Here is a 23,910-nt window from a genome sequence, read left to right as displayed (position 1 = left end):
CGTCACCGACGCTCGTGCTGACCGGCGTCGGCCATCCGGTCGACCAGCCGGTCAGCCGTCCGGTCGACCAGCCACGCGGTCGCCGGTATCACCGCCAGCGCGGTGCACCAGCCGCCGAGGACGTCGGTCGGGTAGTGCGCGCCCAGGGCTACCTGCGCCCATCCCATCGCGGCTCCGGCAACCACCGCCGCGGCGAGTACGAGTAGCGTGCCGGCCGTCCTGCCGAGGCCGAGCCGGGCGGTCGCGAGCAGCGCCACCATGAGGGCGAGCGCGGTGAGGAAGGCGGTGTGCCCGCTCGGGTAGGACAGGTTGTCGTCGCCGTGGATGGTGCGTCCCACCAGCGACTTGAGCAGCGTCGCCGTCCCCACGGTCATGCTGACGCCGACAACGATGAGCACCGCCGCACGAGGACGCCGAAGCAGCAGGCAGCCTGTCACGGCGGCCAGGACCAGCAGCGCCGCTCCGGCGGGCTCTCCCAAGAAGTCCGTGGCCAGGGCGACGCGTCGCCAGGGCGGCCGCACACTGTCCGCCGTCGGGTCGATGATCCACCTGTCCACCCTGCCGGGCTCGCTGTGACCGGCGTACAGGACCCCGAGCACGATGACCACCAGCGCGGCCAGGGCCGCGATCAGCCCGAGCCACGCGCGCAGCGATGGGGGCAGCGTCGCGGGCGCCGGCCGGCCGGTCACACGCCCACCGCGTCCGGTCGACCTGCGGTAGTGACCTTCTTGCCTGCCGTACGCAGCGTCGGGCGTTGCGGGACTACGTCGTCGCCCTGCAGGCGCCCTGGCACGTACTGGTCTTGGCCGATTTCCCGGTCCGTCCCGGCCAGGCGATCCAACGCGAGCCCCCCGTCGTGTCCGACCTCACTTGTCACCCTAACCAACAAACCGGTCGCGGCAAACCGCCGTCGGAATGCCGGAGTTGTAGCGGGCCGACAAGTGGCGCCATGCCGAGCGAGCCCAGCTTGGTAATGGGATCCATTTCCATATAGCGTGAGCTTCGCCAGCCCACCCACCACAGGAGACCGACATGGCCGTCCCCAAGCGGAAGATGTCCCGCAGCAACACCCGCCACCGCCGCGCCCAGTGGAAAGCGGCCCCCGTGCAACTCGTCCCCGTCACCGTGGACGGCTCGTCCCACCTCGTACCGCAGCGACTCGCCAAGGCGTACGAGCGCGGGCTGCTGCGCCCGGAGGGCTGACGTGCGCGCTGCCTTCGTCGGGAAGGGCGGCAGCGGCAAGACCACGCTGTCGGCCCTCTTCTCCCGCCACCTCGCGCACTCCGGAGCGCCTCTCGTCGCCATCGATGGCGACATCAACCAGCATCTGGCCCAGGCCCTCGGTCTCGGCGACGACGAATCCTTCACCGCCGCGCCCCTCAGCGCACGGCTGGGCGAGATCAAGGACTTCTTGCGGGGTGACAATCCGCGCATCACCTCACGCGAGGCCATGGTCAAGACCACCCCGCCGGGACGGGGTTCGCGTCTGCTGAGGCTCCTTGGCGACGACGCCGTGCACTCCCACCACATCCAGGACGTGGACGGCGTACCCCTGATGGTCACCGGCGAGTTCGACGAGAGCGATCTCGGAGTGGCCTGCTACCACTCCAAGCTCGGAGCCGTCGAGCTGTACCTCAACCATCTCGTCGACGGGCCCGGTGAGTACGTCGTCGTCGACATGACCGCCGGCGCGGACGCCTTCGCCTCGGGCCTGTTCACCCGGTTCGACATGACCTTCCTGGTCGCCGAGCCCACCCGCAAGGGTGTCTCGGTGTACCGCCAATACCGCGACCACGCCGAGGAGTTCGGGATCCCGATCGCGGTGATCGGCAACAAGGTCACCTGCGAGGACGACGTTCTCTTCCTCAAGGAGCACGTCGGCGACGACCTCCTGACGTACTTTCAGCACTCCTCCTGGGTACGGGCACGCGAACAGGGCCGTCCACAGGGCGACTTGGAACCGCACAACCGCCACGCCCTGAGCCAGCTGCGGACCGCACTGGACGCCCGTACGAAGGACTGGACGGCCTTCCAGGCACATGCCGTCGACTTCCACCTCCGCAACGCCGCCGCCTGGGCCGACCGGGCCACCGGCAGCGACCTCTCCGCGCAGATCGACCCCGGCTTCCGGCACGGCCCGGCAGCCTTCGCACCGAACCCCGCATGAGCGACCACGACACGGCCGACGAGGCGGCTGCGGCCCGCCGTCGGCGCAGCTGTGCGCAGCCGAAGACGCGGCCGTACACAGCCGACGCACCACCGCGCACCACCCGAACCAGCTAGCGACAGGACTGCCCTTTCATGTCACTCGACGTCTCCCCGAAGCTGCTCGCCGAAGCCGAACGCGGTCAGGTCCGCGAACAGGACTTCGTGGAAACCGTCCGAACCTCCCTGCCGTACGCCTACGACCTCATCGCCGCCTTGGTCGGCGAACTGCGGGACAGCGCACGGGAGTTCGCCGACAACCACACCCCGCCGCCCTCGGAGAAGGAGCGTGGCCAGCTGCTGCGGGCGCTGGCCAGCGACGCGATCCGCTCCAGCCTGGAGAGGCACTTCGGCGTCACCCTCGCCTTCATGAACTGCCACCGCGTCGCCGTCTTCCGCCCCGAGGCACAGGGCGGCGAGACCCACACCCGGTTCACCTCGCTGCGCTCGCAGATCCTCAACCAGTCGCCCGAGTTCCGCGACTGCTGAGCCTGAGTCGACAGGTGCGGGTGGGGCCGTTCGGCGGAACGGCCCCACCCCGCGTACGTCAGACCGCCGGATCCGTGAGGGACTGCTCGGCCCAGATGATCTTGCCCTCGGAGGTGTAGCGGGTGCCCCAGCGCTGGGTGAACTGGGAGATCAGGAACAGCCCGCGACCCCCCTCGTCGGTCGTCTTGGGATGGCGCAGGTGCGGGGCGGTCGCGCCGCCGTCGAAGACCTCGCAGATCAGGGCCTGATCGGTGATCAGCCGCAGCCGGATGGGGCCGGAGGCGTGCCGGATGGCGTTGGTGACGAGTTCACTGACGACCAGCTCGGTGGTGAAGGCCAGCTCATCCAGGCCCCAGGTGTGCAGCTGCTGCGTGCTCGACTTGCGGGCCTCGGCGACGACGGCCGGGTCGATGGGCAGGTCCCAGGTCGCGACCTGCTGGGCACCCAGCCGACGGGTACGGGCCAGCAGCAGTGCCACGTCGTCGTAGGGCCGCGTCGGCACGAGATCGTCCACGATGCGGCGGCACAGTCCGTCCAGCGGCTGCCCGTGCGCCTCCAGCGCGCGGCGCAGGCGCTCCCTGCCGGCCTCCGGGTCCCGTCCCGTACGGGGTGTGGCGATGAGACCGTCGGTGTGCAGCGCCAGCACACTGCCCTCCGCGAGATTCAACTCGAGCGACTCGAAGGGCAGGCCGCCCACCCCCAGCGGGGGACCGTGCGGGAGGTCGGCGAACGTGACGGTGCCGTCGGGATCGACGATCGCGGGCGCGGGATGGCCCGCGCCCGCCATGGAGCACTGCCCGCTCACCGGGTCGTACACCACGTACAGACAGCTGGCGCCGACCGCCTGCATCCCGCTCGTACGGTCGTCGGCTCCGGTGCCCTCCTCCCGGGCGGCGCGGCTGACCACGTCGTCGAGGTGGGCGAGTACTTCCTCCGGGGTCAGGTCCAGGTCGGCGAGGGTCTGTACGGCGGACCGCAGCCGCCCCATGGCCGCGGCGCCGTCGATGCCGTGACCGGCGACCTCGCCCACCACCAGGGCGACCCGGGCTCCGGACAGCGGAATCACGTCGTACCAGTCCCCGGCGAGACCGGTCAGTTCGTCGGCGGGCCGGTAGACGGCGGCGACCTCCACCGCGTCCTGGTCGGGGAAGCGGTGGGGGAGGAGGTTGCGCTGAAGGATCAGGGCCGCGTCGCGCTCGCGGGTGTACCGGCGGGCGTTGTCGACGCAGAGGGCGGCCCGGCCCACGAACTCCTCGGCCAGGCTCAGATCGTCCTCGTCGAAGGGGTCCTGGCGGCTGCGCCGGAAGAACGTGGTGATGCCCAGGGTGACGCCGCGGGCCCGGACGGGCACGATCATCACGCTGTGCAGCCCGAGATCGAGGAAGGAGGCGGCCCGGCTCCCGGGTGTACCCGTGGTCCACTCCTTGGCCAGCGGGTCCAGCCGTTCCTCTCGCCAGGACTCGCCGTCGGTGAGAGATCTGATCGGGGGAGACCCGGCCACGTAGGACGCCACATCGCCGATGCCGACGGCGGTTTCGGGGACCCCGCCCTGCACCGACTGGTGCCCGGCACGACGCAACGGCACGGCGTCCGCGTCGCTCCGTGGACCGGGCGCCGGCTCGCCTCCCTTGAGCACGGACTCCAGCAGGTCGACCGCGACGAAGTCGGCCAGCCCCGGCACGGCGACATCGGCCAGTTCCTGCGCGGTCTGCATGACGTCCAGGCTGCGGCCGATGTGCTCGCCGGCCCGGTCGAGCAGGGCGAGCCGCCGCCGGGCGCGGTAGCTCTCGCCGATGTCGACGACGGTGTAGTACACACCGATCGGATGGCCGTGGTCGTCCTCCAGACGGATGAACGACATGGCGTGGGACGTCTCGCGGTGCGGCGCGGAGCGTAGGCGGCCCACGTGCTCGTACGCGACCACCGGGTCGCCGGTCTCCAGCACCCGGAGCATCTGCGCCTCGATCCGCTCGGCGTCGAGGCCGGGCTGGATGTCGGCGAGCCGCCGTCCCAGCCGCTGCTCGGGCGGGCCCCCGCCGAACTGCTCCAGCGCGGCGTTCGACCAGACGTACCGCAGGTCCGGGTCCACGATCGCGATGCCCACCGGGGAACGCGAGGTGATCCGCTCAAGGACCGACCGGCTCATGTGCCACCCGGGGCCGTCGGCCAGCTCGGCGAGCAGCACCACGGAGCGCACCGGGGCCCCGGTCGCCCGCAGGGGGACGACACGCACCATCAGCTTGAGCGGGTGCCCGTCCCGGTGCCGCGCGGACAGCAGCCCGACCCAGCCGCCGTCTTCGTGGCACCGATCGGCCAGGTCGGGGATGCGCGCCGCGTCCTCGGGAATCAGCAGGTCGGCCGCGGGCCGTCCCAGCACCTCGCCCGCGGGGTACCCCAGCAGCCGTTCGGCGTCGGCGGTCCAGCTGGTCACCGCCATACGGGCATCGAGGAGCAGTGGCACGGCGTCCGCCATGTCGAAGCGCTGCCGGGCCGGCACGTCCCGTTCCTTGCTCGAACCCACCGCGACCCTCTCCGCTCCCCGAAGGTGGTCTTACCCCCTCGTTGCCCATTCTTCACGTTGTACGACTGTCGCGCGGGCTTTGGTGAGTCGCACGGCGGGCCGTGCCGGGGCCGGATGCGGATTTCGCGGCGGCCCTCGGCCCGTGGCGTCCGAAGAGCCCCTCGGTGTGCTGGTCGCAGGTGGCCGGAGCTCGGGCGATCGTATTGAACGAAAGTGATCGATACGCTTGTGGGCGTACAGTGACCACACGGGATCACGCTCCGCGTTCGCCCGTAGTTCGTCCGTCCGGCCTTGCCTCAGGGGGAGCCCATGCGACTGCACGTCGACCAGCGTCACGAGCGCGTACTCGAACTCGTCCGGGAGCGCGGCAGCCTCCGGGTCGCCGACCTCGCGGCCGAACTCGGTGTCTCGGCGGTGACCTTGAGGCGTGACGTGGAGACACTCGCCGCGCAGGGCCGGGTGCAGCGGCTGCACGGCGCGGTGGTCTGGCCGGGCGACACCACCGCCGAGGCGGAACCCCGGCAGGAGAGCGCCGAAGGCGCCGTGATCGGAATGATCGTGCCGACCACGAACTACATCTTCGCGGACATTGTGCGAGGCGCCCGCGAGGCCGTCGGGGCCCAGGGGGGCCGCCTCGTGCTCGGCATGTCCGGCTATGTCGACACCGAGGACCCGATGCAGGCGGAGCACCTGATCGCGGGGGGCGCGCAGGGACTGCTCGTCGCGCCAAGCTGGTTCGGCGGCGTCCCCGCCGGCGGCCAGGAGAAATGGCTCCTGGAGTGCGAGGTGCCGACCGTCCTGGTCGAGCGCTCCGCGCCGGCCGGGAACCCCGCGGCGGCTCTCGACCGGGTGCGGACGGACCGGGCGCACGGGGCGGCGGTCGCCGTCGGTCACTTCGCGTCCCTGGGGCACCGCCGCATCACCGCCGTGCTGCAGGAGGGGCCGCACGCCGCGCAGATCTCGGCGGGCTATCTCGCGGCGGTGCGGTCGCTGGGCCTGGACGTCGACGAGGGCGCGCCGACCGTCCGCGAGCACGGCGACTACGAAGCCTCCCTCGACTATCTGGCCGAGGCCGTGGAGAAGCGGGGCGTGACGGCGGCCCTCGTACACAGCGACGAGGACGCGATCGTGCTGGTGCCCAAGCTCCAGGCGCGCGGCATCAGCGTGCCCGGGGACCTCGCCCTGATCGCGTACGACGACGAGGTCGCCGGCCTCTCGGACGTGCCCCTGACGGCCATCGCCCCGCCCAAGCGCTCGGTGGGGGAGCTGGCCGCGAAACTGCTGCTCCAGCGCCTCGCGGAACGCCGGAGCGGACAGCATCCGGCGCCCCGTCAACACCTCGAACTTCTTCCCGAGTTGAGGATCCGTTCGTCCTGCGGTGGCGAAGCGCTCGAGGCATGAGCGTTTTTCGATCGTTGTGATTGTATTGGTCGAACGCTCTTGACTCTGATCGTGCGCGCACAAAAGATGTCCTGCATCCGCCTCTTCCCGTACGAGGTCTTGTAGGAGACGTGTCATGTCGCGCACTTCACGCTCGTTCCGCATAGCCGCCACCGCCACCATCGCCGCCCTGGGAATGTTCGCCACCGCATGCGGTGGCGACGGCGGTTCGACCGACACGAAGTCGGACGGCAAACCGGTGACCATCGAGTACTGGACCTGGACTCTCGGGGCCGAATCGACGGCCGAGGCGTTCAACAAGACGCACAAGGACATCCAGGTCGAGTTCAGCGAGATCCCCAGCGGGACCGAGGGCTACAGCAAGCTGGCCAACGCGGTGAAGGCGGGCAACGCACCCGACGTGGCGACCATCGAGTACCAGATGGTCCCGGAGTTCGCGAGCCAGGGAAACCTGGTCGATCTGACCGAGTACGCCGGTGAAACGGTCAAGTCGAAGTTCCCCGAGTCCGTCCAGAGCCTGGTGAACTTCGGCGGCAAGACCTGGACCGTTCCCTACGACGTCGCACCGCAGCTCTACTACTACCGCACCGACCTGTTCAAGAAGTACGGCATCGAAGTCCCCAAGACCTGGGACGAGTTCAAGACGGCCGCCGCGAAGGTCAAGAAGCAGGACAAGAACGCCCGCCTGGCCTCCATGCCGAAGTCCGACCCCGCGCTGCTCGCGGCCCTGTCCTGGCAGGCGGGCGGCAAGTGGTTCGCCACCGAGGGCGACGCCTGGAAGCCTGCCGTGAACGACGCCGCCACCAAGAAGGTCGCCGCCTACTGGGACGGCCTCATCAAGGACGACCTCGTGCAGTCCTTCACCGGCTACAGCCCCGAGGAGACCAAGGCCCGCACCTCCGGCGACACGCTTTCCTTCCTCGGCGCCTCCTGGTCCGCGGGAGGCATGAAGACCGCGATGCCGGACCTCTCGGGCAAGTGGGCCGTCGCTCCCATGCCCAACTGGGGCACAGCCGCCAGCGGCAGCTACGGCGGCAGCTCCTACGGCGTCCTGAAGGGCAGCGAACACGCCGAGGCCGCCGCCGAGTTCATCGAGTGGCTCACCACGAACAAGGCGGGCGTCGAGGCCCGCCTCGCGGACCTGGAGTCGCCGAGCAGCGCCCTGCCGGCCAACCCGGAGATGCGTGAGGTCGCCGCCGCGAGGTTCGACACCTCGTACCTGAACGGCCAGGACCTCTACACGCTCGCCTCCGAGCAGGTCGACACCATCGTCCCCGGCTGGACGTGGGGCCCGAACCAGGTGGACGTCTACACCGCGGTCCAGGACGCGGCGGCCAAGTCCGGCTTCACCGGCGGCGTCGACGCCGGTCAGGAGAAGGCCGAGTCGGGCATCAAGGAGCGCGGGCTGAAGCTCGCCGAGTGACGTGGCGGGTCCGGTCGTCGACGGCCCGTGTCCGCACGGGGCTCGGACACGGGCCGTCGCCGGCCCCCGCCACCGGCTGTCTCCCGCCCAAGCCTCCCTGAAGCGCCCAGCCCGCCAAGGAGCCCACCGTGGCAGTACCCCTCGCCCGAACCGCGAAGCCCGTGAGCAGACTCCCGGGGAAACCCCGGGACACCTCGAATCTCCGACGCAGTCAGCGCCGCGCCGTCGCCCTCCTCATCACCCCGTTCTTCGTCCTCTTCGCCGTGGTCATGGCCGCGCCCATCGGCTACGCCGTGTGGATGAGCCTCTTCCAGGAGCACTCCTCGGGCCTTGGATTCGGCGGCACGGAGCGGGTGTTCTCCGGATTCGGCAACTTCACCAAGGCCCTGTCGGACGCGGGCTTCCGGGACTCCTTCGTACACATCGCGCAGTACTGCGCGCTCTACATCCCGGTGATGATCGGCGGATCGCTCCTTCTCGCGCTGCTGGTCGACTCCGCACTTGCCCGCGCCAAGCGGTTCTTCCAGCTCGCGCTGTTCGTGCCGCACGCGATCCCGGGGCTGATCGCCTCGATCATCTGGATCTACCTGTACACCCCGGGCCTGAGCCCCGTGCTCGACTGGATCGGCGCCCTCGGCGGCTCATGGAACTTCTACAGCAACGACCACGTGCTCTCGTCGATGGTCAACCTCTGCGCCTGGCAGTGGATCGGCTACAACACGGTCATCTTCTATGCCGCCCTCCAGGCCGTACCGCGCGAAGTGATCGAGGCGGCCGTCGTCGACGGAGCGGGCGCCATCCGCACCGCCCTGCGGATCAAGGTCCCGATGATCGCCTCGGCGGTCGTCATGACCGTTCTGTTCACCTGTGTCGGCGCGATCCAGATCTTCACCGAGCCCAAGCTCCTCAATCAGCGGGGTGCGCCCACCATCGACACCGAGTGGTCACCCACCCTGTTCATCTGGAAGGCCGGCTTCGTGCAGCACGACTACGGTCTCGCCGCCGCCGCGTCCCTGATCCTCGCGCTGCTCGGCGTCGTCCTCTCCTACGTCGTCACCCAGCTCGGCAACCGGTGGAAGGCGGCGTCATGAGCACCCTCACCCAGGCGGCAGACCCGGCCGCGGCACCCGCCGAGCGCAAGCCGGCCCCGGCCGCCCGCCGCCGCTCGCCCAACGCTCTGCTCTCCAAGGGCATCGTCAACGGCCTGCTGATCGTCGCCGCCCTGTACACCCTGATGCCTGTCACCTGGCTGCTCTTCGCCGCCACCAAGAACCACGGCGACCTCTTCGCCACAGCGGGCTTCTCCTTCGGAGACTTCAACCTCTTCGCCAACCTGCACCACGTGTTCACCTTCAACGAGGGCATCTACCTGCGCTGGTTCGGCAACAGCATCCTGTACTCGGTCGTCGGCTCCGCCGCCTCGACGTTCCTGTGCGTCGCCACCGGCTACGCCTTCGACAAGTACGACTTCCGGGGCAAGGAGAAGCTGTTCGGCCTGGTCCTTGGCGGAGTGCTGGTCCCCACCACGGTCATCCAGCTCCCGATGTACCTCCTCGCCACCAAGGCCGGCGTCGTCAACACCTACTGGGCGCTGCTGCTGCCCGCCCTGGTCAACCCCTTCGGCGTCTACCTCGCCCGCGTCTTCTCCGAGGGATACGTCCCGAACGAGGTCCTGGAGGCCGCCCGCGTCGACGGCGCGGGCGAGCTGCGCACCTTCGCCGGGATCGCCCTGCCCATGCTCGCGCCCGGCTTCATGACCATCTTCCTGTTCTCGTTCACCGCCAGCTGGAACAACTTCTTCGGCGCCCTCGTGATGCTCAACGACGAGAAGCTCTATCCGGTCAACCTCGGCCTGTTCATGTGGAACAGCGTCACGCAGCAGCAGCCCGAGTACTACTCGCTCGTCATCACCGGCTCACTCGTCGCCGTCGTCCCGCTGATCGTCGCCTTCGTCTGCCTCCAGCGCTTCTGGCGCTCTGGCCTGACCGCCGGCGCGGTGAAGTGACCATGCCCGTACCGGAAGGCACCCTCTTGAACGGCCCGCACGTCGTACCGTCTCCGCGCACCGTCCTTGCCATGGGCAGCGAGATCCACGGTTCCCTGCTCGCCGACGCCGCCTTCGACCGGCTGCGACATGTCGCCTCGGTGGACACCTCGCTGCACATCACGGACTTCACCCGCGCGGATCCCGCCGTCCTGGCCGACACCGAGGTCCTCTTCACCCACTGGGGCGCCCCGCTGCTCACCGAGGAAGCGCTGCGCCGTATGCCCCGGCTGCGGGCCGTCATCCACGCGGCAGGTTCCATCAAGCACCACGTCACCGAATCCGTCTGGGAGCGCGGTATCGCCGTCTCCTCCGCGGCAGCCGCCAACGCCCTCCCCGTCGCGGAGTTCACCCTTGCCGCCATCCTCTTCGCGAACAAACGGGTCCTGGATGCCGCCCGCGCCTACACCCAGGCACGCGAACAGCCCGCGCTCCTCCCGTACTTCACCGGATACGGCAACTACCACCGCACCGTCGGCATCGTCGGCGCCTCCCGCATCGGACGCCGCGTCGCCGAACTGCTCCGCCCGCTCGACCTCGACGTCCTCCTCTACGACCCCTACCTGGACCGGAACGAGGCCCGAGCCCTCGGCGTCGACCTAGTCGACCTCGACGAACTCGTCCGGCGCAGCCACGTGGTCACCATCCACGCACCCCAACTCCCCGAAACACGGCACATGTTCGACGCGCGCCGGCTCGCCCTCCTCCAGGACGGCGCGACGCTCATCAACACGGCGCGCGGCTCCCTGGTCGACACCGACGCGCTCATCGAGCGCCTCGTCTCCGGGCGCGTTCACGCCGTTCTGGACGTGACCGAACCGGACGTACCCCCCGCCGCTTCCCCGCTCTACACGCTCCCCAACGTGCTGCTCACCCCGCACATCGCGGGCTCCCTCGGCAACGAACTCGGCCGTATGACGCACTGGGCCGTCGACGAGGTGCGGCGCTACGCCCAAGGCCTCCCGTTCACCTACGGAGTCGGCCCGGACGAGCTGACCCGCTCGGCCTGAACAGGAGCACCACATGGCCGACCATGTCCTGGTCGTCGGCATCGACGGCGTACGCCTCGATGTGCTGCGCCGGCTGCCCACCCCGCACCTGGACGCCCTCGCGGCCGACGGCTTCCTCACGCCGGTCGAGGTAGACGCGCGCACGCCCACTATGTCCGGCCCCTGCTGGGCGACCGTCGTCACCGGAGTGGGCGTCGACAAGCACGGCGTGTGGAGCAACGACTTCACCGGCCACCGCCTCGACGTCTTCCCCGACTTCGCCACCCGCCTCGCCCGGCAGGACGGCCGCCGCACCTTCGTCGCCGCCGGCTGGCAGCCGCTCATGCAGGTCCGCGACGGAGGACCGCTGTTCAGGGCCCCGTCCAGGTCCGCGTACATCGCCCCGGCCGAGGACACCCCTGCGGCATGGGAGCAGTGCGACGAACGGATCACCGAGGAGGCGGCAGGAGTCCTCGCGCGCGACGACATCGACGCGTCCTTCGTCTACCTCGGCGCTCCCGACGAGACCGCGCACGTCCTCGGCTGCGGAGCCGCGTACGAGGAGGCGGTGCTGCGCGCCGACGAACGCGTGGGACGCCTGCTGGACGCCGTGCGCTCCCGGCCCGCGTACGACGGCGAAAGGTGGACGGTGCTCGTCGTGACCGACCACGGCCATGTCGACGCGGGCGGGCACGGCGGCCGTTCCGTGGAGGAACGCACGGCCTGGCTCATCGCCGACGGCCCCGGCATCACCTCCGCGCCCCCACAGGTGCGCCATGTCGACGTCGCAGCCCAGGTGTTCGCGTCCCTGGGCTGCTCCGCCGACCGGCACTGGACTCTCGACGGGCGGTCTTTCAGCCGAGCTTGACGGTGATCTTCTGGGTGACGCCCGCGGTGGTGCTGAGGTTGCCGAAGGTGAGCGTCAGGGCGGAGCCCGTGGTCGCCGAGGTGACGGTCGACGGCTTGGCGGTCACCGAGGCGACGGCCCTGTTCCAGGTGAGGGTGAGGCCGGTCTGCATGCGCATCGGGTCGCTGACGCAGATGACCGCCGTGCCGTCGCTCTTCTCGCTGATCATCACGGCGCACGGATTGCTCGCGGTGAGATCGCCGACCGTACCGCCGAACCAGAAGTTGACCCCGGTGAAGCCGAGTGAGGGGACGCTGACGCCCTGCTGGCTGTCCGTGTTGGCGAGGACGGTCAGCCAGCTCGTGGCGGCGGCACGCGTCTGCGTCTGGGCGGCGGTCGCGCCCGGCATGAGCAGATAGGCGTACGAGCCGCCGGTCGGGTTGGTGCCGTGGTCGACGTACATCGTCAGGTACTTGCGGTTCAGGACCGTGGTGGCGCCACCCGTGTTGATGGCGCTCCACTTGCCGTCGCGGGCGTCGCGCAGCGCCGTGAAGGTCGCTCCGCCGGGGAAGACGTACCCTCCGTGCCCGCCGATGTGCGCCCACGTCGCGCCGGTGAGCGTCTCCGACCACGGGTAGCTGGCCGGCTTGGTGACGCCGTCGACCTGGAAGGGGGTGCTGCCGGTGGGCCCGAGGTTGCGGTTCTCGATCGTCGACTCGACCGCCGTACCGTCCGTGCATTTGATGCCGGCGCCGAGACAGACGATCGAGTCGTCCAGGCAGAACCACGACTTCTTCGCCAGCAGGGTGCTCTGCAGGCCCTTGAGGTACTGGCCGATCGCGGCCCGCTGACCGTCCGTGGCGCCGCCGACCCAGTTCACGTCCGGCAGGGAGGCGCCCCAGTCACCGCCCGCCGCGTCCGCGAGCACCTTGCGCGAGGCGGTGGTGCCGGGCAGCCGGTAGGGGTCGACGGTGGGCCAGAAGGCGTCGCTGTACTGGCCGTTGCCGAACGTGTCGCCCCACCAATAGAGCATTCCGGAACCGGTGTGCCAGCCGTGCAGGTTCTCTCCGTTGCCGGTCTCGTAGTACGTGATCCGGCGGTCGGCCATGCTGATCGACGCGGCCCAGCCGGGGCGGCGGTGCGTGGCCCGGGACATGTTGGTGAACAGCCGGTGCCCGGTGGGCTCGGCGACGGCGGAGACCGTGGTGTCGTCCTGAACTCCCTTGAGGCGGGCGAGACTTGTGAGCCCGATGGAGGGGTTGCTCATGGGCGGGCTGTAGTAGTCGCGCTGCATCCAGCCCTTCACCAGGCCACGCCACCGGGCGTTCTCCGTGTTGCTCGCGCCCTGCCCGAGCAGCACGATCGCGGCGAGGATCGGATGGCCGCGCAGATGGTCGTCCTGCTGGATCTGCTTGGCGTCGGACGCGGACAGACCGCGGCTGACCGCCCGCCCGGAGACGCCGTCCATGACGAGCCCGTTGTAGAGGAAGGGCGCCCAGGCGTTCTCCACCGCGTCGAAGACGATCTGCCGGTTGGAGTCGGTGACTTCCCAGGTGGATCCGGTGAGCAGCGCGAAGAGCATGCCGAGGCCGCCCAGCATCACCGAACCGTAGGAACCGGTGTAGGGCACGGTGGTGTGCTGGATGAACGAGCCGTCGGTGTAGAGCCCGTCCCCGCCGCTCACGTAAGGGAAGACGGGGGAGAGCGCGTCCCGGGCCAGCGCGACCTTCGCGGAGCTCGCGCCGACGACGCCCCGCAGCGCAAGGACCCGGCACAGGTCGACCCGGTTGGCGCCGGTGCTCGTGCCGGTGTAGGAGGAGACCGCCGAGTCCGGTACGAAGTGGTCCACCGCGTTGAGGTAGTCGGTGAGCTGCGCGGCCGACAACTGGTCGTACATCAGGACGCACACGTCGAGCAGCGCCTGCGGCGCGCCGATCTGCCAGCTGTACCAGTTGCCGTAGCGGACCTGGGTCTCGTTGTAGACCTCGGAGTAGAGGTGGTCGAGCCCGGTGAGGATGTCGTCCCTGAGACCGGTGTCGCCGGTGAGTCCGGTGCCCTGCTGCGTGTACGCCTGGGCGAGCGTGTTGAGCCGGTTGTAACTGGCGTTGAGGTTGCCGGAGTAGCCGTACGACTCCTGGTCGGTGTCCGGTTCAGGATCGGCGTAGCCGAGGTCCGGCCACAGTGAGCCGGACGTGGGCGCCATGGTGGCCTGCAACTGGCCTACGGTGGTGCCCAGTTCGCTGAGCCGGGTCTTGAAGGGTTCGGCTGTGGGGCTGAAGCCCTCGCCGAGGATCAGGGTGCGCCATTTCGCGCGCAGGCTCGCGAACTCGTCCGCGGCGGCGGAGATCTCGGTGGAGGTGATCTCGGTGGAGGTGAGGGGAGCGGCGCCGGCGGTGGTGTGCACCCCGAGCGCGAGGGCGGTACCGCTGCCGGCGGCGAGGAAACCACGGCGTGACCAACGAGTCGTCATGACGGCGGTTTCTAGCACGGGATCGCTCAAACGCTCAATACCTGTTGATGAATTGAGCGTATCGATCGCTTGCGGTGATGTGGTGTTCGGCTGAACTCCCGAGCCGGTGCCTCCGTATCTCTTCACGGGGATGGCGGGAGACCGCGCGCACGGAAGGAGAGCAGTGTGTCGACACCGCCCGAACGCGGGGGGCAGCCTGTGCGCCGCCCGGCGCTCGAACCCACGTATGTCCAGCGCCGCCGCCGGACGGAGGCCCTCGCCGAACTGCTGAGGGAGTTCCGTGAGGACCAGCAGAGCGCGGACGTGGAGGAAAGATACGAGTCGATCGCCTTACCTCGGGCGCAGGAGGGCGAGACGGAGGAACTGCCGCCCGTCCTGGTCGGCGAGGACTACACCGGTGGGGCGGAGGCCAAGGGCGCCGCACCGCTTGGGCGTGAATTCAGGCATGACGACGGGCGCGACAAGGGTCTGCGCCGAGCCGCGGTGGTCGTCGGAGTGGCGGCAGCCGCACTGACCGGATTCGCCCTGGCACTTCTGCTGCCCGGCGGCGACGCGGACGCCGAATCGCAGTCCGGTGCCGTCCCGTCCGCCACGGCACCCGTCGCCCAGCCCCCTTCCGGAGCCGCCGACCCGGACGGCGCGGGCACCCTTCGGGAGGGAGACAGCGGCACGGAGGTGACGGAGCTCCAGCAGCGGCTCCTCGACATCCCGGACGTGTACGCCGACGGCACCACGAGCGGCACCTACGACCCCACGCTCACCGCCGCCGTGGCCCGCTTCCAGCTCTGGTACGGGATCCGGGGCGACGAGACGGGCGTCTACGGCAACGACACCCGGGCCGCCCTGGAATCCCGTACGTGACGAGAGGCCCTGCCCGGCAGTCCGATCACAGATGCCGTCGGAAGGCCGGGTGGGCGTCGAGGCGTCGCACATAGTCCTGGAGGAATGCGTACGAGGACAGGTCGCCGGCCGCTTCGAGAGGGGCGAGGGCGACCCAGAGGTCCACATCCGCCGCGGTGAGTTCTTCGCCCAACGCATAGGGGCCGGAGGCGAGTTGACGGTCCAGCAGGTCGAGGGCCGTCGACCGCCTCTCCGGCGGCGCGCCGGGGGTGACATCCCGGTCGAGGAGGTCGCGCAGGGCGTCGATGTCGGCGGCGAGGGCCGACGGGCGAAGCGGGCAGTGGCAGGATCCGGCCCGGTCGGTGAGGAGGTCGGCGAGGTCGCGCAGGATATCGGGCGTGTGATTGCTGACGACGCGTCCGCTCCACCGGTCGCACAGCGCGGGCGCGGTCAGCGGACCGTCGTAGTGGTGCCAGGTTGCCTCGTACGCGCTGCGCAACGAGGAGAACGCGCGGGGAGTGTCGGCGGGGAGCGCCAGGAGCGTGGTGGCGACGGAGTCCTTGAGGCCCAGCAGGTCGAGCGTGATGGAGACGCGCAGCGAGAGGGGACAGTGCGCGGACAGATACAACTCGTAGCGGTGCGGGGCCGGGTAGAAGCCGCCGGCGAGACCGACGCCGATGCGGCTGCGGAAGCGGTGCTGGCGCGTGGCGGGCGTGGCGGTGATCCGGGGGTGCGGGATCGCGTCAAGTGGGCTGGGGGCGCACGTGGTTGGGGTACACACGCGGGACGTTCCGGTGTTTGAGACGTGCGAGGACAGGGTCTCGGACATGACTCTCCCTGGGACGAGGAGGCCACGGTCGCCTTGTGGGCACCGCGGCGGAACGGAGTGACTGCGCTGCGTACCGGTCCGTACCGCTCGGACTAGTAGGCGCTGGAGACCCGCAACAGATCGATGTGCAGGCGCCTCGTCAAACCGCTCTTGGTCATTCCCACCGGTCCCACACTCGGGGCTCGCGAGACGCGAGACCACGCTTGTCCCGCCGCACCGGCGGAACCCGGTCGTCACCCGGGGCACCCCGTCGCGGTGGAAGGGTTGCCTGCCAGCGGGCCGGGGCCGATAACCGTACGGGCAGAGGAAACCTGCCCGAGGGGCGCTGACAATCGTGACCGTCCTCGTCAGTGTCGGTGCGCTCCGTGAGGCCGTCAAGAAGGCCTCCGGCGCAGTCTCACCAGGTGGTCACCGGGCGCGCCTCAGGCCGGCGTCGCGGGGTGGAACAGATTGCGCGGCAGGGTGGTTGACCCTTCCGGGGAGGCACGGCGATGTGAGAACGACCATGATCTCCGGGCATTGCGCACCGCTGTGGCCTCCCGTAACGTCCCCAGCAGGTTATGAGCGTCAGCGTCAAGCCCTGGCTTGCTGACCGGCAACCCTCCTTCGCGGCGGGGTGCTCCAGGTGACGACCAGGCGGTGCCCGTCCCGGGTTCCGCAAGCGCGACGCCGGCGGTCTCCAGTCCGCCGAGCCGAAAGGGCGGAGGTGACGGACGTGCAGACTGTGCCCCGCCTCCGTGTCATGGTTCTCGCCCCGCGCCGCCGCGTGCACCTGTACTCCCGGCCGCACATCGACCTTCAGCGCGTGGCCGGCGCGCTCTGTCGTCCCTGACCTGTCACCTCGCCGCCGCACCCTCCGATCCCGAGGGCCCGGTGATCTCATACGGTCGATCAGGAAGGCACCCAGTCGTGTCGTCGTCATCCTCGCTGCCCTCTCCCACCCCTCCCTCCTCCCCTTCTTCCGCCGCACTGCACCTCGCCGTCGCTCTCGACAGCGCGGGCTGGCACCCGGCCGCCTGGCGCGAACCGGTGGCCCGCCCCGACGAACTGTTCACCGCCTCGTACTGGACCGATCTGGTCAGCGAGGCCGAACGCGGCCTGCTGGACTTCGTGACCATCGAGGACGGGCTCGGCCCCCAGTCCGCGCGCCTAAGCGAACCGGACGGACGCACCGACCAGGTACGCGGCCGACTCGACGCCGTCCTCATCGCCGCCCGCGTCGCGCCGTTGACCAGCCATATAGGACTGGTGCCGACCGTGGTGGCCACACACACGGAGCCGTTCCATATCTCCAAGGCCATCGCCACCCTCGACTATGTGAGCACCGGCCGCGCGGGACTGCGGGTCCAGGCGTCCGCGCGGCGACACGAGGCCGCGCACTTCGGACGCCGTTCGTTCCCGAAGCTCCGTATCGAGGACCTGGAGACCCCGGCCCTGCGGGAGTTGATCGTCGACCTCTTCGACGAGGCCGCCGACTACGTTGAGGCGGTGCGCCGGCTGTGGGACAGCTGGGAGGACGACGCGGAGATCCGGGACGTCGCCACCGGCCGCTTCGTCGACCGCGACAAACTGCACTACATCGACTTCGAGGGCAAGCACTTCAGCGTCAAGGGCCCCTCGATCACGCCCCGTCCGCCGCAGGGTCAGCCCCTGGTCACCGCACTGGCCCATGAGTCCACGACGGGCGCGCCCTTCCGGCTGCTCGGTCGCAGCACCGACATCGGATACGTCACTCCGCACGACGTCGATGAGGCGCGTGCCATCGTCGCCGCGGTCCGCACCGAACAGGAAGCGGCCGGACGCGCCGAGGAGCCGTTGCACCTCTTCGGTGACCTGGTGGTGTTCCTGGACAACGACCCCGCCGCGGCCGTGGCCCGTAAGGAGCGTCTCGATGCCCTCGCGGGCTACCCGTACACCAGCGACGCGAAGGTGTTCACGGGTACCCCTGTGCAACTCGCCGACCTGCTCCAGGAGTTGCAGCAGGCCGGACTGACCGGCTTCCGGCTGCGTCCCGCCGTCGCCGGCCACGACCTCCCGGCGATCACCCGGGGACTGGTACCCGAACTCCAGCGCCGCGACGCCTTCCGGCACTCGTACGAGGCCGACACCCTGCGCGGACTGCTGGGCCTCGCCCGCCCCGCCAACCGCTACGCCGCCGCCCACGCCTGAGCCGGAGGGACCCAACTCATGAGCAAGTCAACGAGCAAGCCGCTCAAGCAGATCCACCTCGCGGCGCACTTCCCCGGCGTCAACAACACCACCGTGTGGAGCGACCCCGAGGCCGGCAGCCACATCGAGTTCAGCTCCTTCGCGCACTTCGCGCGGACCGCCGAACGCGCCAAGTTCGACTTCCTGTTCCTCGCCGAAGGCCTGCGGCTGCGTGAACAGGGCGGCAAGATCTACGACTTGGACGTCGTCGGACGGCCCGACACCTTCACCGTCCTCAGCGCGCTCGCCGCCGTCACCGAACACCTCGGCCTGACCGGCACCATCAACTCCACGTTCAACGAGCCCTACGAGGTGGCCCGCCAGTTCGCGAGCCTCGACCACCTCTCCGGCGGGCGCGCCGCCTGGAACGTCGTCACCTCCTGGGACGCCTTCACCGGCGAGAACTTCCGCCGCGGCGGCTTCCTCCCGCAGGAGGAGCGGTACTCCAGGGCCAAGGAGTTCCTGGCCACCGCCAATGAACTGTTCGACTCCTGGCACGGGGACGAGATCGTCGCCGACCAGGCGAGCGGCACCTTCCTGCGGGACGCGAAGGCCGGGGCCTTCGTGCACAAGGGACAGCACTTCGACATCGAGGGGCAGTTCAACGTGCCGCGCAGTCCGCAGGGCCGCCCGGTCGTCTTCCAGGCCGGAGACTCCGAGGATGGACGCGAGTTCGCCGCCGCCGGCGCGGACGCGATCTTCAGCCGGTACAGCACTCTCAAGGAAGGACAGGCGTTCTACACGGACGTCAAGGGGCGCCTGGCCCGCCACGGCCGCACCCACGACCAGCTGCTGATCCTGCCCGCCGCGACCTTCGTCCTCGGTGACACGGACGCCGAGGCGGAGGAGATCTCCCGCGAGGTGCGGCGCCTGCAGGTGAGCGGCGCCACCGCCATCAAGCACCTCGAGTTCGTGTGGAACCGCGACCTGTCCGCGTACGACCCGGAAGGCCCGCTTCCCGACATCGATCCGGACCTCGGCGAGCACACCATCGCCCGGGGGCGCGCCCAGGTGCGGATGTACCGCGACCCGCTGGCCACCGCCCGCGAGTGGCGGGAGCGCGCGGCCGCCAACAAGTGGTCCATCCGCGATCTCGTCATCGAGACAGGCAACCGCCAGGCGTTCATCGGCTCCCCGGCCACCGTCGCCGAGACCATCAACGACTTCGTCCAGGCGGACGCGAGCGACGGCTTCATCCTCGTCCCGCACATCACGCCGGGCGGCCTCGACGGCTTCGCCGACACCGTAGTCCCGCTGCTCCAGGAGCGCGGTGTCTTCCGCACGGAGTACGAGGGCACCACCCTGCGCGACCACCTCGGCCTGGCCCACCCCGACGCCGAGGCGCCGGCCGAACGAGCCGCGTCATGAAGTTCCTCGCCATCACCCTGATCGTGCACGCGCCGGACCCGGTGACCGGCCTGAAGAAACCGACCAACGAGCGTTTCCGGGAGGTCATCGACAACGCGCTCCTTGCCGAGGAGTTGGGCTTCGACGGCTTCGGTGTGGGGGAGCGGCACGAGCGGCCGTTCATCTCCTCCTCGCCGCCCGTCGTCCTCAGCCACATCGCCGCGCTCACCTCCCGGATCCGGCTGTTCACCGCGGTCACCACGCTCAGCCTCCTCGACCCGGTGCGCGCGTACGAGGACTACGCGACCCTGGACCATCTCTCCGGCGGACGGCTGGAGTTGATCATCGGCAAGGGCAACGGCACCGCCCAGCGGGAGCTGTTCCACGTCACGCCCGAGGACCAGTGGGACCGCAACGCCGAGAGTTACGAGGTGTTCCGGCAGCTCTGGCGGCAGGACAAGGTGACCGCCGCGACCCGCTTCCGCCCCGAGCTCAGCGAGGCGGAGGTGTGGCCCCGGCCGTTCCAGCAGCCGATCCGGGTCTGGCACGGCAGCGCGACCAGCAAGGAGTCGGTGGATCTCGCCGCTCGCTACGGCGACCCGCTGTTCTCGGCGAACGTCACCAACCCCATCGAGCCGTATGCCGAGTTGATCCGCTACTACCGTGAGCGCTGGGAGTTCCACGGCCACGATCCGGCGAGGATCGCGGTCGGCGCCGGGACGGCGGGCTACTACGCGGCCCGTACGTCGCAGGAGGCGATCGCCGCCTACCGGCCGGTCTTCGAGGGGCAGTTGGCATTCCAGAAGAGGCTGGGCCTGGAGCCCGTGTTCCCGACCCTGGAGGACTTCGTGGAGCGCAGCTCGGCGCTCATCGGCAGCCCGCAGCAGGTGATCGAGAAGGTGCACCGCTACCACGAGCAGTTCGGGCACACCGTGCTGCACCTGCACGCGGACGCGAGCGGGCTGACCGGTGCCCAGCATCGCGCCTCACTCGAACTCTTCCAGTCCGACATCGCGCCCGTGCTGCGGCGGGAGATTGCGGACCCGCCGTTCGCGTGGGGGCCGGTGTTCGCCGAGCCGTCGGCGGCGACGTCCGGTCCGCCGGTCACGGATGCACCAGAGCGCGCGTCCGTCCCTGAGCCCGTCGACCGCTGAGGAGGACCGATTCCCATGTCCGACATCCCCCTCGGCGTACTCGACCTCGTCCCGATCCCGTCCGGCTCCACCGCCGCCGACGCGCTGCGAAACTCCATCGACCTGGCCCGGCGGACCGAGCAATTCGGGTACGCCCGCTACTGGTTCGCCGAGCACCATCTCAACCCGGGCGTGGCCGGCACCTCACCGGCGGTCGTCCTCGCCCTGACCGCCTCCGCGACCTCGACGATCCGGCTCGGCTCCGGGGCCGTACAGCTCGGTCACCGCACCGCGCTCTCCACGGTCGAGGAGTTCGGGCTGATCGACGCGCTGTACCCCGGGCGCCTCGATCTGGGGCTCGGTCGCTCCGGCGGGCGCCCGCCCGGTGGGCCCGCCACGCCGCTGCCGACCGCCACCCCGGTCGTCGACGGCCTTGCCCCGAACGGGCTGCGGATCCCACCGCGGTTCTCCTTCGAGTACCTGCTCGGCTCACCCCGCATCGCGCTCCAGCGCAAGCTGCTCCAGCAGCCGAACGCCGAGTCGCAGGACTACGGCGAGCAGATCGACGACGTCCTCGCGCTGCTGGCGGGCACCTACCGCTCCGCGGACGGCATCGAGGCGCATGCCGTCCCCGGCGAGGGCGCCGACGTACAGGTGTGGATCCTGGGCAGCAGTGGGGGACTGAGCGCCGACGTCGCGGGCCGGAACGGCCTGCGGTTCGCGGCGAACTACCACGTCAGCCCGGCGACGGTACTGGAGGCGGCGGAAGGTTACCGTGCCGCGTTCCAGCCCTCCGACGTACTCGACAAGCCCTATGTCAGCGTCTCCGCCGATGTCGTTGTCGCCGAGGACGACGACACCGCCCGCGAACTCGCCGCCGGCTACGGCCCCTGGGTTCGCAGCATCCGCACGGCGGAGGGCGCGATCGAGTTCCCCACCCCCGACGAGGCCCGCGCCCACGTCTGGACCGAAGCGGACCGGGCGCTGGTCCAGGACCGCCTCGACACCCAGTTCGTGGGCTCCCCGGGCCGGGTCGCCGACCAGCTGGAACAACTCCAGGAAGCCACCGCCGCCGACGAGTTGCTGATCACCACCATCACCCACGGCCATGCCGACCGGGTGCGCTCCTACGAGCTGCTGGCCAAGGAGTGGCAGCGCAGGTGACGCGGGCCCCAGGCTGCGGGGTCCGCGTGCACGTCAACGGGACAGAGGCTGCAGCGTTTTGGTGAAGCAGATGCTGAACGGGTTGCGGTCGTACGGAGCGTACGGCCGCACCCGCTGCCAGCCCTCCCGTGCGTAGAGCGCCTGGGCCTCCGGCTGGAACTCGCCCGTCTGCAGCCACAACCGCCCGACACCGAGCCCGAGCGCGGAAGACTCCACCGCCCGGAGCGCCGCTCGGGCGAGACCCCGGCCGCGGTGACCGGGATGGACGAACACCCGCTTCACCTCGTGCCGGTCGGGCAGCCTGCGCAGCGAGGCGGTGGCCACCGGGACGCCGTCCGCGTACGCGACCCAGGTGACGACGATCTCCTCGGCCGTCGGCTGGGGCGGGCGTACACGGCGGTGGGCGACCGGTGCGTAGCGCGGCGCCAGCTCGGCGGACATCTGTTCGCGGAGCAGGGCCGGAGCCGGGGCGTCCCAGTCCTCGGTCACCCAGCGGACAGTTGTGGGCGGCAGGGGTATGACGGTTCCTTGTGAACGGGTGTGGGCTGAGAGCCCGGCCGCGTGATCTTCTCCCTGGAGCATGCGCACATGCTCACACCGGCGGTCAGCCCATGTCTTCGGCTGCGGCTGCCTGTTCGCAGAACGGAAACACCGCGTTCGCAAGCCGCGAGCCGGATTCGCGGCCGAGCCGAAAGGTGAGGTCAGGCGGCGTCGTGGAAGACGAGGCCCAGCGTGTGACGGCGCCCGGAGCGGACGGTGCTCACCCCGTGCCGCATCGGGCCGGTCGACCAGCCGCGCTTGGAGGCCACCGGCCGGTCGCGGGTCGTGAAGACCAGGCCGTGCCCCTGCGGCAGGGTCGTGGAGGAAGCGCGGGACTGCGCACGCGGACGCTGCTCCGTCATGATGAACTCGCCGCCGGTGAAGTCCACTCCGGGGGCGTCGAGGCCGACGACGACCTGGAGCGGGAAGAGCATCTCGCCGAACACGTCGCGGTGCAGGGCGTTCCAGTCGCCGGGCCCGTAACGCAGCAGGATCTGCGCGGACTTGGCCTGCCCGGCCGCATGGCACATCGCCACCCACTCCTCCAGGCGGTCGGGCCAGGGCGCCGGTTGTCCGAGCCTGCCGGCCCAGTCGCGGGCGATCGGCAGCAGACGCGGGTAGAACGCCTCGCGCAACTCCCTTACTGCAACCGGCAGTTCGTGGGTGAAGTAGCGGTACTGGCCGGAGCCGAAGCGGTGCCTGGCCATGTCGACGGTCGTACGGAAGCGGTCGGTGTCGTCGTACAGGGCGGCGATCTCGTGGCACTCGTCGGGCGACAGCAACGGACCGGTGAGCGCGCTGCCGTGTTCGTCGAGCTCGGCGGCCAACGCGTCCCAGTCACCGGCCCCGACGCGATCTGCCACGCGGCTGACCGGGTGCACTACCGCCGCCCGCCTTGTGCCGGTCATGACGACGGGAGAGCGGCCGGAAGCACGTTCTCCAGCTCCAGGAGCCGCTGCTTGCGCTCCAGCCCGCCCGCGTAGCCGGTGAGCGCGCCGTTCGCGCCGATCACGCGGTGGCAGGGGCGCACGACAAGGAGCGGATTCGCGCCGATCGCCGTACCCACGGCACGCACCGCAGCTCTCGACGCGCCGATCTGCGCGGCGATCTCGCCGTAGCTGAGGGTGGTCCCGTACGGGATGACCTCGAGGGCCTTCCACACCCGCTGCTGGAACTCGCTGCCGCCGCCGACGTACTCGATGTCGAAGTGGGTCAGCCTGCCGTCGAAATAGGAGCGCAGCTGGGAGACGATCTCCACGAACGCGTCCGCGTCCTCGACCCAGCCATCCTGGACGACCGCACCGGATTTCTGGCCGGGCATCGACAGCGAGGCGAGCGCCGTGCCGCCCTTCGCCGTGGCCGACTCCTCGCCCACGAGCAGGAGTTCACCCAGGGGGCTGTCGATCGTCGTGTAGACCGTCATCAGTCATGTCCTCTCTTCCGATTCCGTTTCCATCTCT

At 70.1% G+C, this 23,910-nt stretch carries 22 protein-coding genes, 1 pseudogene and 2 riboswitches; of the genes and pseudogenes, 15 read left to right on the top strand and 8 right to left on the bottom strand.

Translation table 11 applies throughout. From position 1 onward, the window contains the following. Positions 1–2: 2 nt before the first annotated feature. Complete coding sequence (locus OG246_RS32515) at positions 3–689, bottom strand: phosphatase PAP2 family protein (protein ID WP_266471577.1); 687 nt, start codon at positions 687–689, stop codon at positions 3–5. Positions 690–1,032: 343 nt separating this feature from the next. Between OG246_RS32515 and rpmF the strand changes: the two genes are divergently transcribed. From rpmF to OG246_RS32500, 3 genes are all read left to right on the top strand, one after another. Further along, the gene (gene rpmF, locus OG246_RS32510) at positions 1,033–1,203 is read left to right on the top strand and encodes a 50S ribosomal protein L32 (protein ID WP_266471576.1); all 171 of its coding nucleotides are present in this window, start codon (positions 1,033–1,035) and stop codon (positions 1,201–1,203) included. A gap of 1 nt (position 1,204) precedes the next feature. Continuing rightward, on the top strand, positions 1,205–2,167 hold the full coding sequence (locus OG246_RS32505; protein ID WP_266471575.1) for an ATP-binding protein: 963 nt from the start codon (positions 1,205–1,207) through the stop codon (positions 2,165–2,167). Between the two features lie 134 nt (positions 2,168–2,301). Then, complete coding sequence (locus OG246_RS32500; RefSeq protein ID WP_266471574.1) at positions 2,302–2,694, top strand: SCO5389 family protein; 393 nt, start codon at positions 2,302–2,304, stop codon at positions 2,692–2,694. Between the two features lie 58 nt (positions 2,695–2,752). On the opposite strand, the gene OG246_RS32495 is transcribed toward OG246_RS32500, so the two are convergent. Beyond that, on the bottom strand, positions 2,753–5,215 hold the full coding sequence (locus OG246_RS32495) for a SpoIIE family protein phosphatase (protein ID WP_266471573.1): 2,463 nt from the start codon (positions 5,213–5,215) through the stop codon (positions 2,753–2,755). A 309-nt stretch (positions 5,216–5,524) separates the two neighbouring features. On the opposite strand from OG246_RS32495, the gene OG246_RS32490 reads away from it, so the two are divergent. The 6 genes and pseudogenes from OG246_RS32490 to OG246_RS32465 all read left to right on the top strand — a co-directional run. Beyond that, positions 5,525–6,616: a substrate-binding domain-containing protein gene (locus OG246_RS32490; protein WP_266471572.1), complete on the top strand. Its 1,092-nt coding sequence runs from the start codon at positions 5,525–5,527 to the stop codon at positions 6,614–6,616. Positions 6,617–6,731: 115 nt separating this feature from the next. Next, a complete protein-coding gene (locus OG246_RS32485) occupies positions 6,732–8,039 on the top strand; it encodes an ABC transporter substrate-binding protein (protein WP_266471570.1) in 1,308 nt (435 codons plus the stop codon). A 161-nt stretch (positions 8,040–8,200) separates the two neighbouring features. Next, positions 8,201–9,130 carry a carbohydrate ABC transporter permease gene (locus OG246_RS32480; protein ID WP_266474905.1) on the top strand — a complete coding sequence of 310 codons (930 nt, stop codon included), beginning with the start codon at positions 8,201–8,203 and terminating at the stop codon, positions 9,128–9,130. Continuing rightward, positions 9,127–10,044, top strand: a complete 918-nt coding sequence (locus tag OG246_RS32475) for a carbohydrate ABC transporter permease (RefSeq protein ID WP_266471567.1) — start codon at positions 9,127–9,129, stop codon at positions 10,042–10,044. Before OG246_RS32480 ends, OG246_RS32475 begins: the two co-directional genes overlap by 4 nt. 2 nt (positions 10,045–10,046) lie before the next feature. Then, a complete protein-coding gene (locus OG246_RS32470; protein WP_266471565.1) occupies positions 10,047–11,093 on the top strand; it encodes a hydroxyacid dehydrogenase in 1,047 nt (348 codons plus the stop codon). Between the two features lie 13 nt (positions 11,094–11,106). Beyond that, positions 11,107–11,919, top strand: a pseudogene (locus OG246_RS32465) (alkaline phosphatase family protein); the annotation flags it as partial. 7 nt (positions 11,920–11,926) lie between these two features. Here the strand turns inward: OG246_RS32465 and OG246_RS32460 are convergent. Beyond that, positions 11,927–14,389, bottom strand: a complete 2,463-nt coding sequence (locus OG246_RS32460) for a polysaccharide lyase 8 family protein (RefSeq protein ID WP_266471562.1) — start codon at positions 14,387–14,389, stop codon at positions 11,927–11,929. 165 nt (positions 14,390–14,554) lie between these two features. Here OG246_RS32460 and OG246_RS32455 point away from each other — a divergent pair, with 165 nt between their 5' ends. After that, complete coding sequence (locus tag OG246_RS32455; RefSeq protein ID WP_266471559.1) at positions 14,555–15,250, top strand: peptidoglycan-binding protein; 696 nt, start codon at positions 14,555–14,557, stop codon at positions 15,248–15,250. Between the two features lie 25 nt (positions 15,251–15,275). On the opposite strand, the gene OG246_RS32450 is transcribed toward OG246_RS32455, so the two are convergent. Next, positions 15,276–16,010, bottom strand: a complete 735-nt coding sequence (locus tag OG246_RS32450) for a glutathione S-transferase C-terminal domain-containing protein (RefSeq protein ID WP_266471555.1) — start codon at positions 16,008–16,010, stop codon at positions 15,276–15,278. 140 nt (positions 16,011–16,150) lie between these two features. Further along, entirely contained in the window at positions 16,151–16,216 is a 66-nt protein-coding gene (locus OG246_RS42925; RefSeq protein ID WP_353962418.1) for a putative leader peptide, read from the bottom strand. 36 nt (positions 16,217–16,252) lie between these two features. Further along, a riboswitch (SAM riboswitch) is annotated at positions 16,253–16,398 on the bottom strand. Between the two features lie 216 nt (positions 16,399–16,614). After that, positions 16,615–16,728, top strand: a riboswitch (SAM riboswitch). A 45-nt stretch (positions 16,729–16,773) separates the two neighbouring features. Between OG246_RS42925 and OG246_RS42845 the strand changes: the two genes are divergently transcribed. The 5 genes from OG246_RS42845 (at position 16,774) to OG246_RS32430 (ending at position 21,910) form a co-directional block, all read left to right on the top strand. After that, positions 16,774–16,890 (top strand): putative leader peptide, encoded by a 117-nt coding sequence (locus tag OG246_RS42845; protein ID WP_323178354.1) that lies wholly within the window; start codon positions 16,774–16,776, stop codon positions 16,888–16,890. 77 nt (positions 16,891–16,967) lie between these two features. Then, positions 16,968–18,227: an LLM class flavin-dependent oxidoreductase gene (locus tag OG246_RS32445; protein ID WP_266471539.1), complete on the top strand. Its 1,260-nt coding sequence runs from the start codon at positions 16,968–16,970 to the stop codon at positions 18,225–18,227. 18 nt (positions 18,228–18,245) lie between these two features. Next, complete coding sequence (locus OG246_RS32440) at positions 18,246–19,634, top strand: NtaA/DmoA family FMN-dependent monooxygenase (protein WP_266471536.1); 1,389 nt, start codon at positions 18,246–18,248, stop codon at positions 19,632–19,634. Then, positions 19,631–20,767 carry an LLM class flavin-dependent oxidoreductase gene (locus tag OG246_RS32435; protein ID WP_266471534.1) on the top strand — a complete coding sequence of 379 codons (1,137 nt, stop codon included), beginning with the start codon at positions 19,631–19,633 and terminating at the stop codon, positions 20,765–20,767. Before OG246_RS32440 ends, OG246_RS32435 begins: the two co-directional genes overlap by 4 nt. 15 nt (positions 20,768–20,782) lie before the next feature. Beyond that, on the top strand, positions 20,783–21,910 hold the full coding sequence (locus tag OG246_RS32430; RefSeq protein ID WP_266471532.1) for an LLM class flavin-dependent oxidoreductase: 1,128 nt from the start codon (positions 20,783–20,785) through the stop codon (positions 21,908–21,910). Positions 21,911–21,943: 33 nt separating this feature from the next. Here the strand turns inward: OG246_RS32430 and OG246_RS32425 are convergent, their stop codons facing one another. From OG246_RS32425 to OG246_RS32415, 3 genes are all read right to left on the bottom strand, one after another. After that, positions 21,944–22,399 (bottom strand): GNAT family N-acetyltransferase, encoded by a 456-nt coding sequence (locus OG246_RS32425; RefSeq protein ID WP_266471530.1) that lies wholly within the window; start codon positions 22,397–22,399, stop codon positions 21,944–21,946. 212 nt (positions 22,400–22,611) lie between these two features. Continuing rightward, complete coding sequence (locus OG246_RS32420; protein WP_266471528.1) at positions 22,612–23,358, bottom strand: 2OG-Fe(II) oxygenase; 747 nt, start codon at positions 23,356–23,358, stop codon at positions 22,612–22,614. After that, positions 23,355–23,873: a methylated-DNA--[protein]-cysteine S-methyltransferase gene (locus tag OG246_RS32415; protein ID WP_266471525.1), complete on the bottom strand. Its 519-nt coding sequence runs from the start codon at positions 23,871–23,873 to the stop codon at positions 23,355–23,357. The genes OG246_RS32420 and OG246_RS32415 overlap by 4 nt, the downstream gene beginning before the upstream one ends. Positions 23,874–23,910: the final 37 nt, after the last annotated feature.

The sequence above is a fragment of the Streptomyces sp. NBC_00620 genome, assembly GCF_026341825.1.
Lineage (GTDB): Bacteria > Actinomycetota > Actinomycetes > Streptomycetales > Streptomycetaceae > Streptomyces.
Note: the sequence above shows the minus strand (reverse complement) of the source record. Positions and strands in the feature narration are given on the sequence as shown.

What these genes read in the sequence shown, in the direction of transcription:
- rpmF (WP_266471576.1), top strand. Translation starts at nt 1,033, where the DNA reads ATGGCCGTCCCCAAGCGGAAGATGTCCCGCAGCAACACCCGCCACCGC.
- OG246_RS32470 (WP_266471565.1), top strand. Translation starts at nt 10,047, where the DNA reads ATGCCCGTACCGGAAGGCACCCTCTTGAACGGCCCGCACGTCGTACCG.
- OG246_RS32460 (WP_266471562.1), bottom strand. Translation starts at nt 14,389, where the DNA reads ATGACGACTCGTTGGTCACGCCGTGGTTTCCTCGCCGCCGGCAGCGGT.
- OG246_RS32485 (WP_266471570.1), top strand. Translation starts at nt 6,732, where the DNA reads ATGTCGCGCACTTCACGCTCGTTCCGCATAGCCGCCACCGCCACCATC.
- OG246_RS32440 (WP_266471536.1), top strand. Translation starts at nt 18,246, where the DNA reads ATGAGCAAGTCAACGAGCAAGCCGCTCAAGCAGATCCACCTCGCGGCG.
- OG246_RS32475 (WP_266471567.1), top strand. Translation starts at nt 9,127, where the DNA reads ATGAGCACCCTCACCCAGGCGGCAGACCCGGCCGCGGCACCCGCCGAG.
- OG246_RS32430 (WP_266471532.1), top strand. Translation starts at nt 20,783, where the DNA reads ATGTCCGACATCCCCCTCGGCGTACTCGACCTCGTCCCGATCCCGTCC.
- OG246_RS32500 (WP_266471574.1), top strand. Translation starts at nt 2,302, where the DNA reads ATGTCACTCGACGTCTCCCCGAAGCTGCTCGCCGAAGCCGAACGCGGT.
- OG246_RS32420 (WP_266471528.1), bottom strand. Translation starts at nt 23,358, where the DNA reads ATGACCGGCACAAGGCGGGCGGCGGTAGTGCACCCGGTCAGCCGCGTG.
- OG246_RS32435 (WP_266471534.1), top strand. Translation starts at nt 19,631, where the DNA reads ATGAAGTTCCTCGCCATCACCCTGATCGTGCACGCGCCGGACCCGGTG.
- OG246_RS32415 (WP_266471525.1), bottom strand. Translation starts at nt 23,873, where the DNA reads ATGACGGTCTACACGACGATCGACAGCCCCCTGGGTGAACTCCTGCTC.
- OG246_RS32490 (WP_266471572.1), top strand. Translation starts at nt 5,525, where the DNA reads ATGCGACTGCACGTCGACCAGCGTCACGAGCGCGTACTCGAACTCGTC.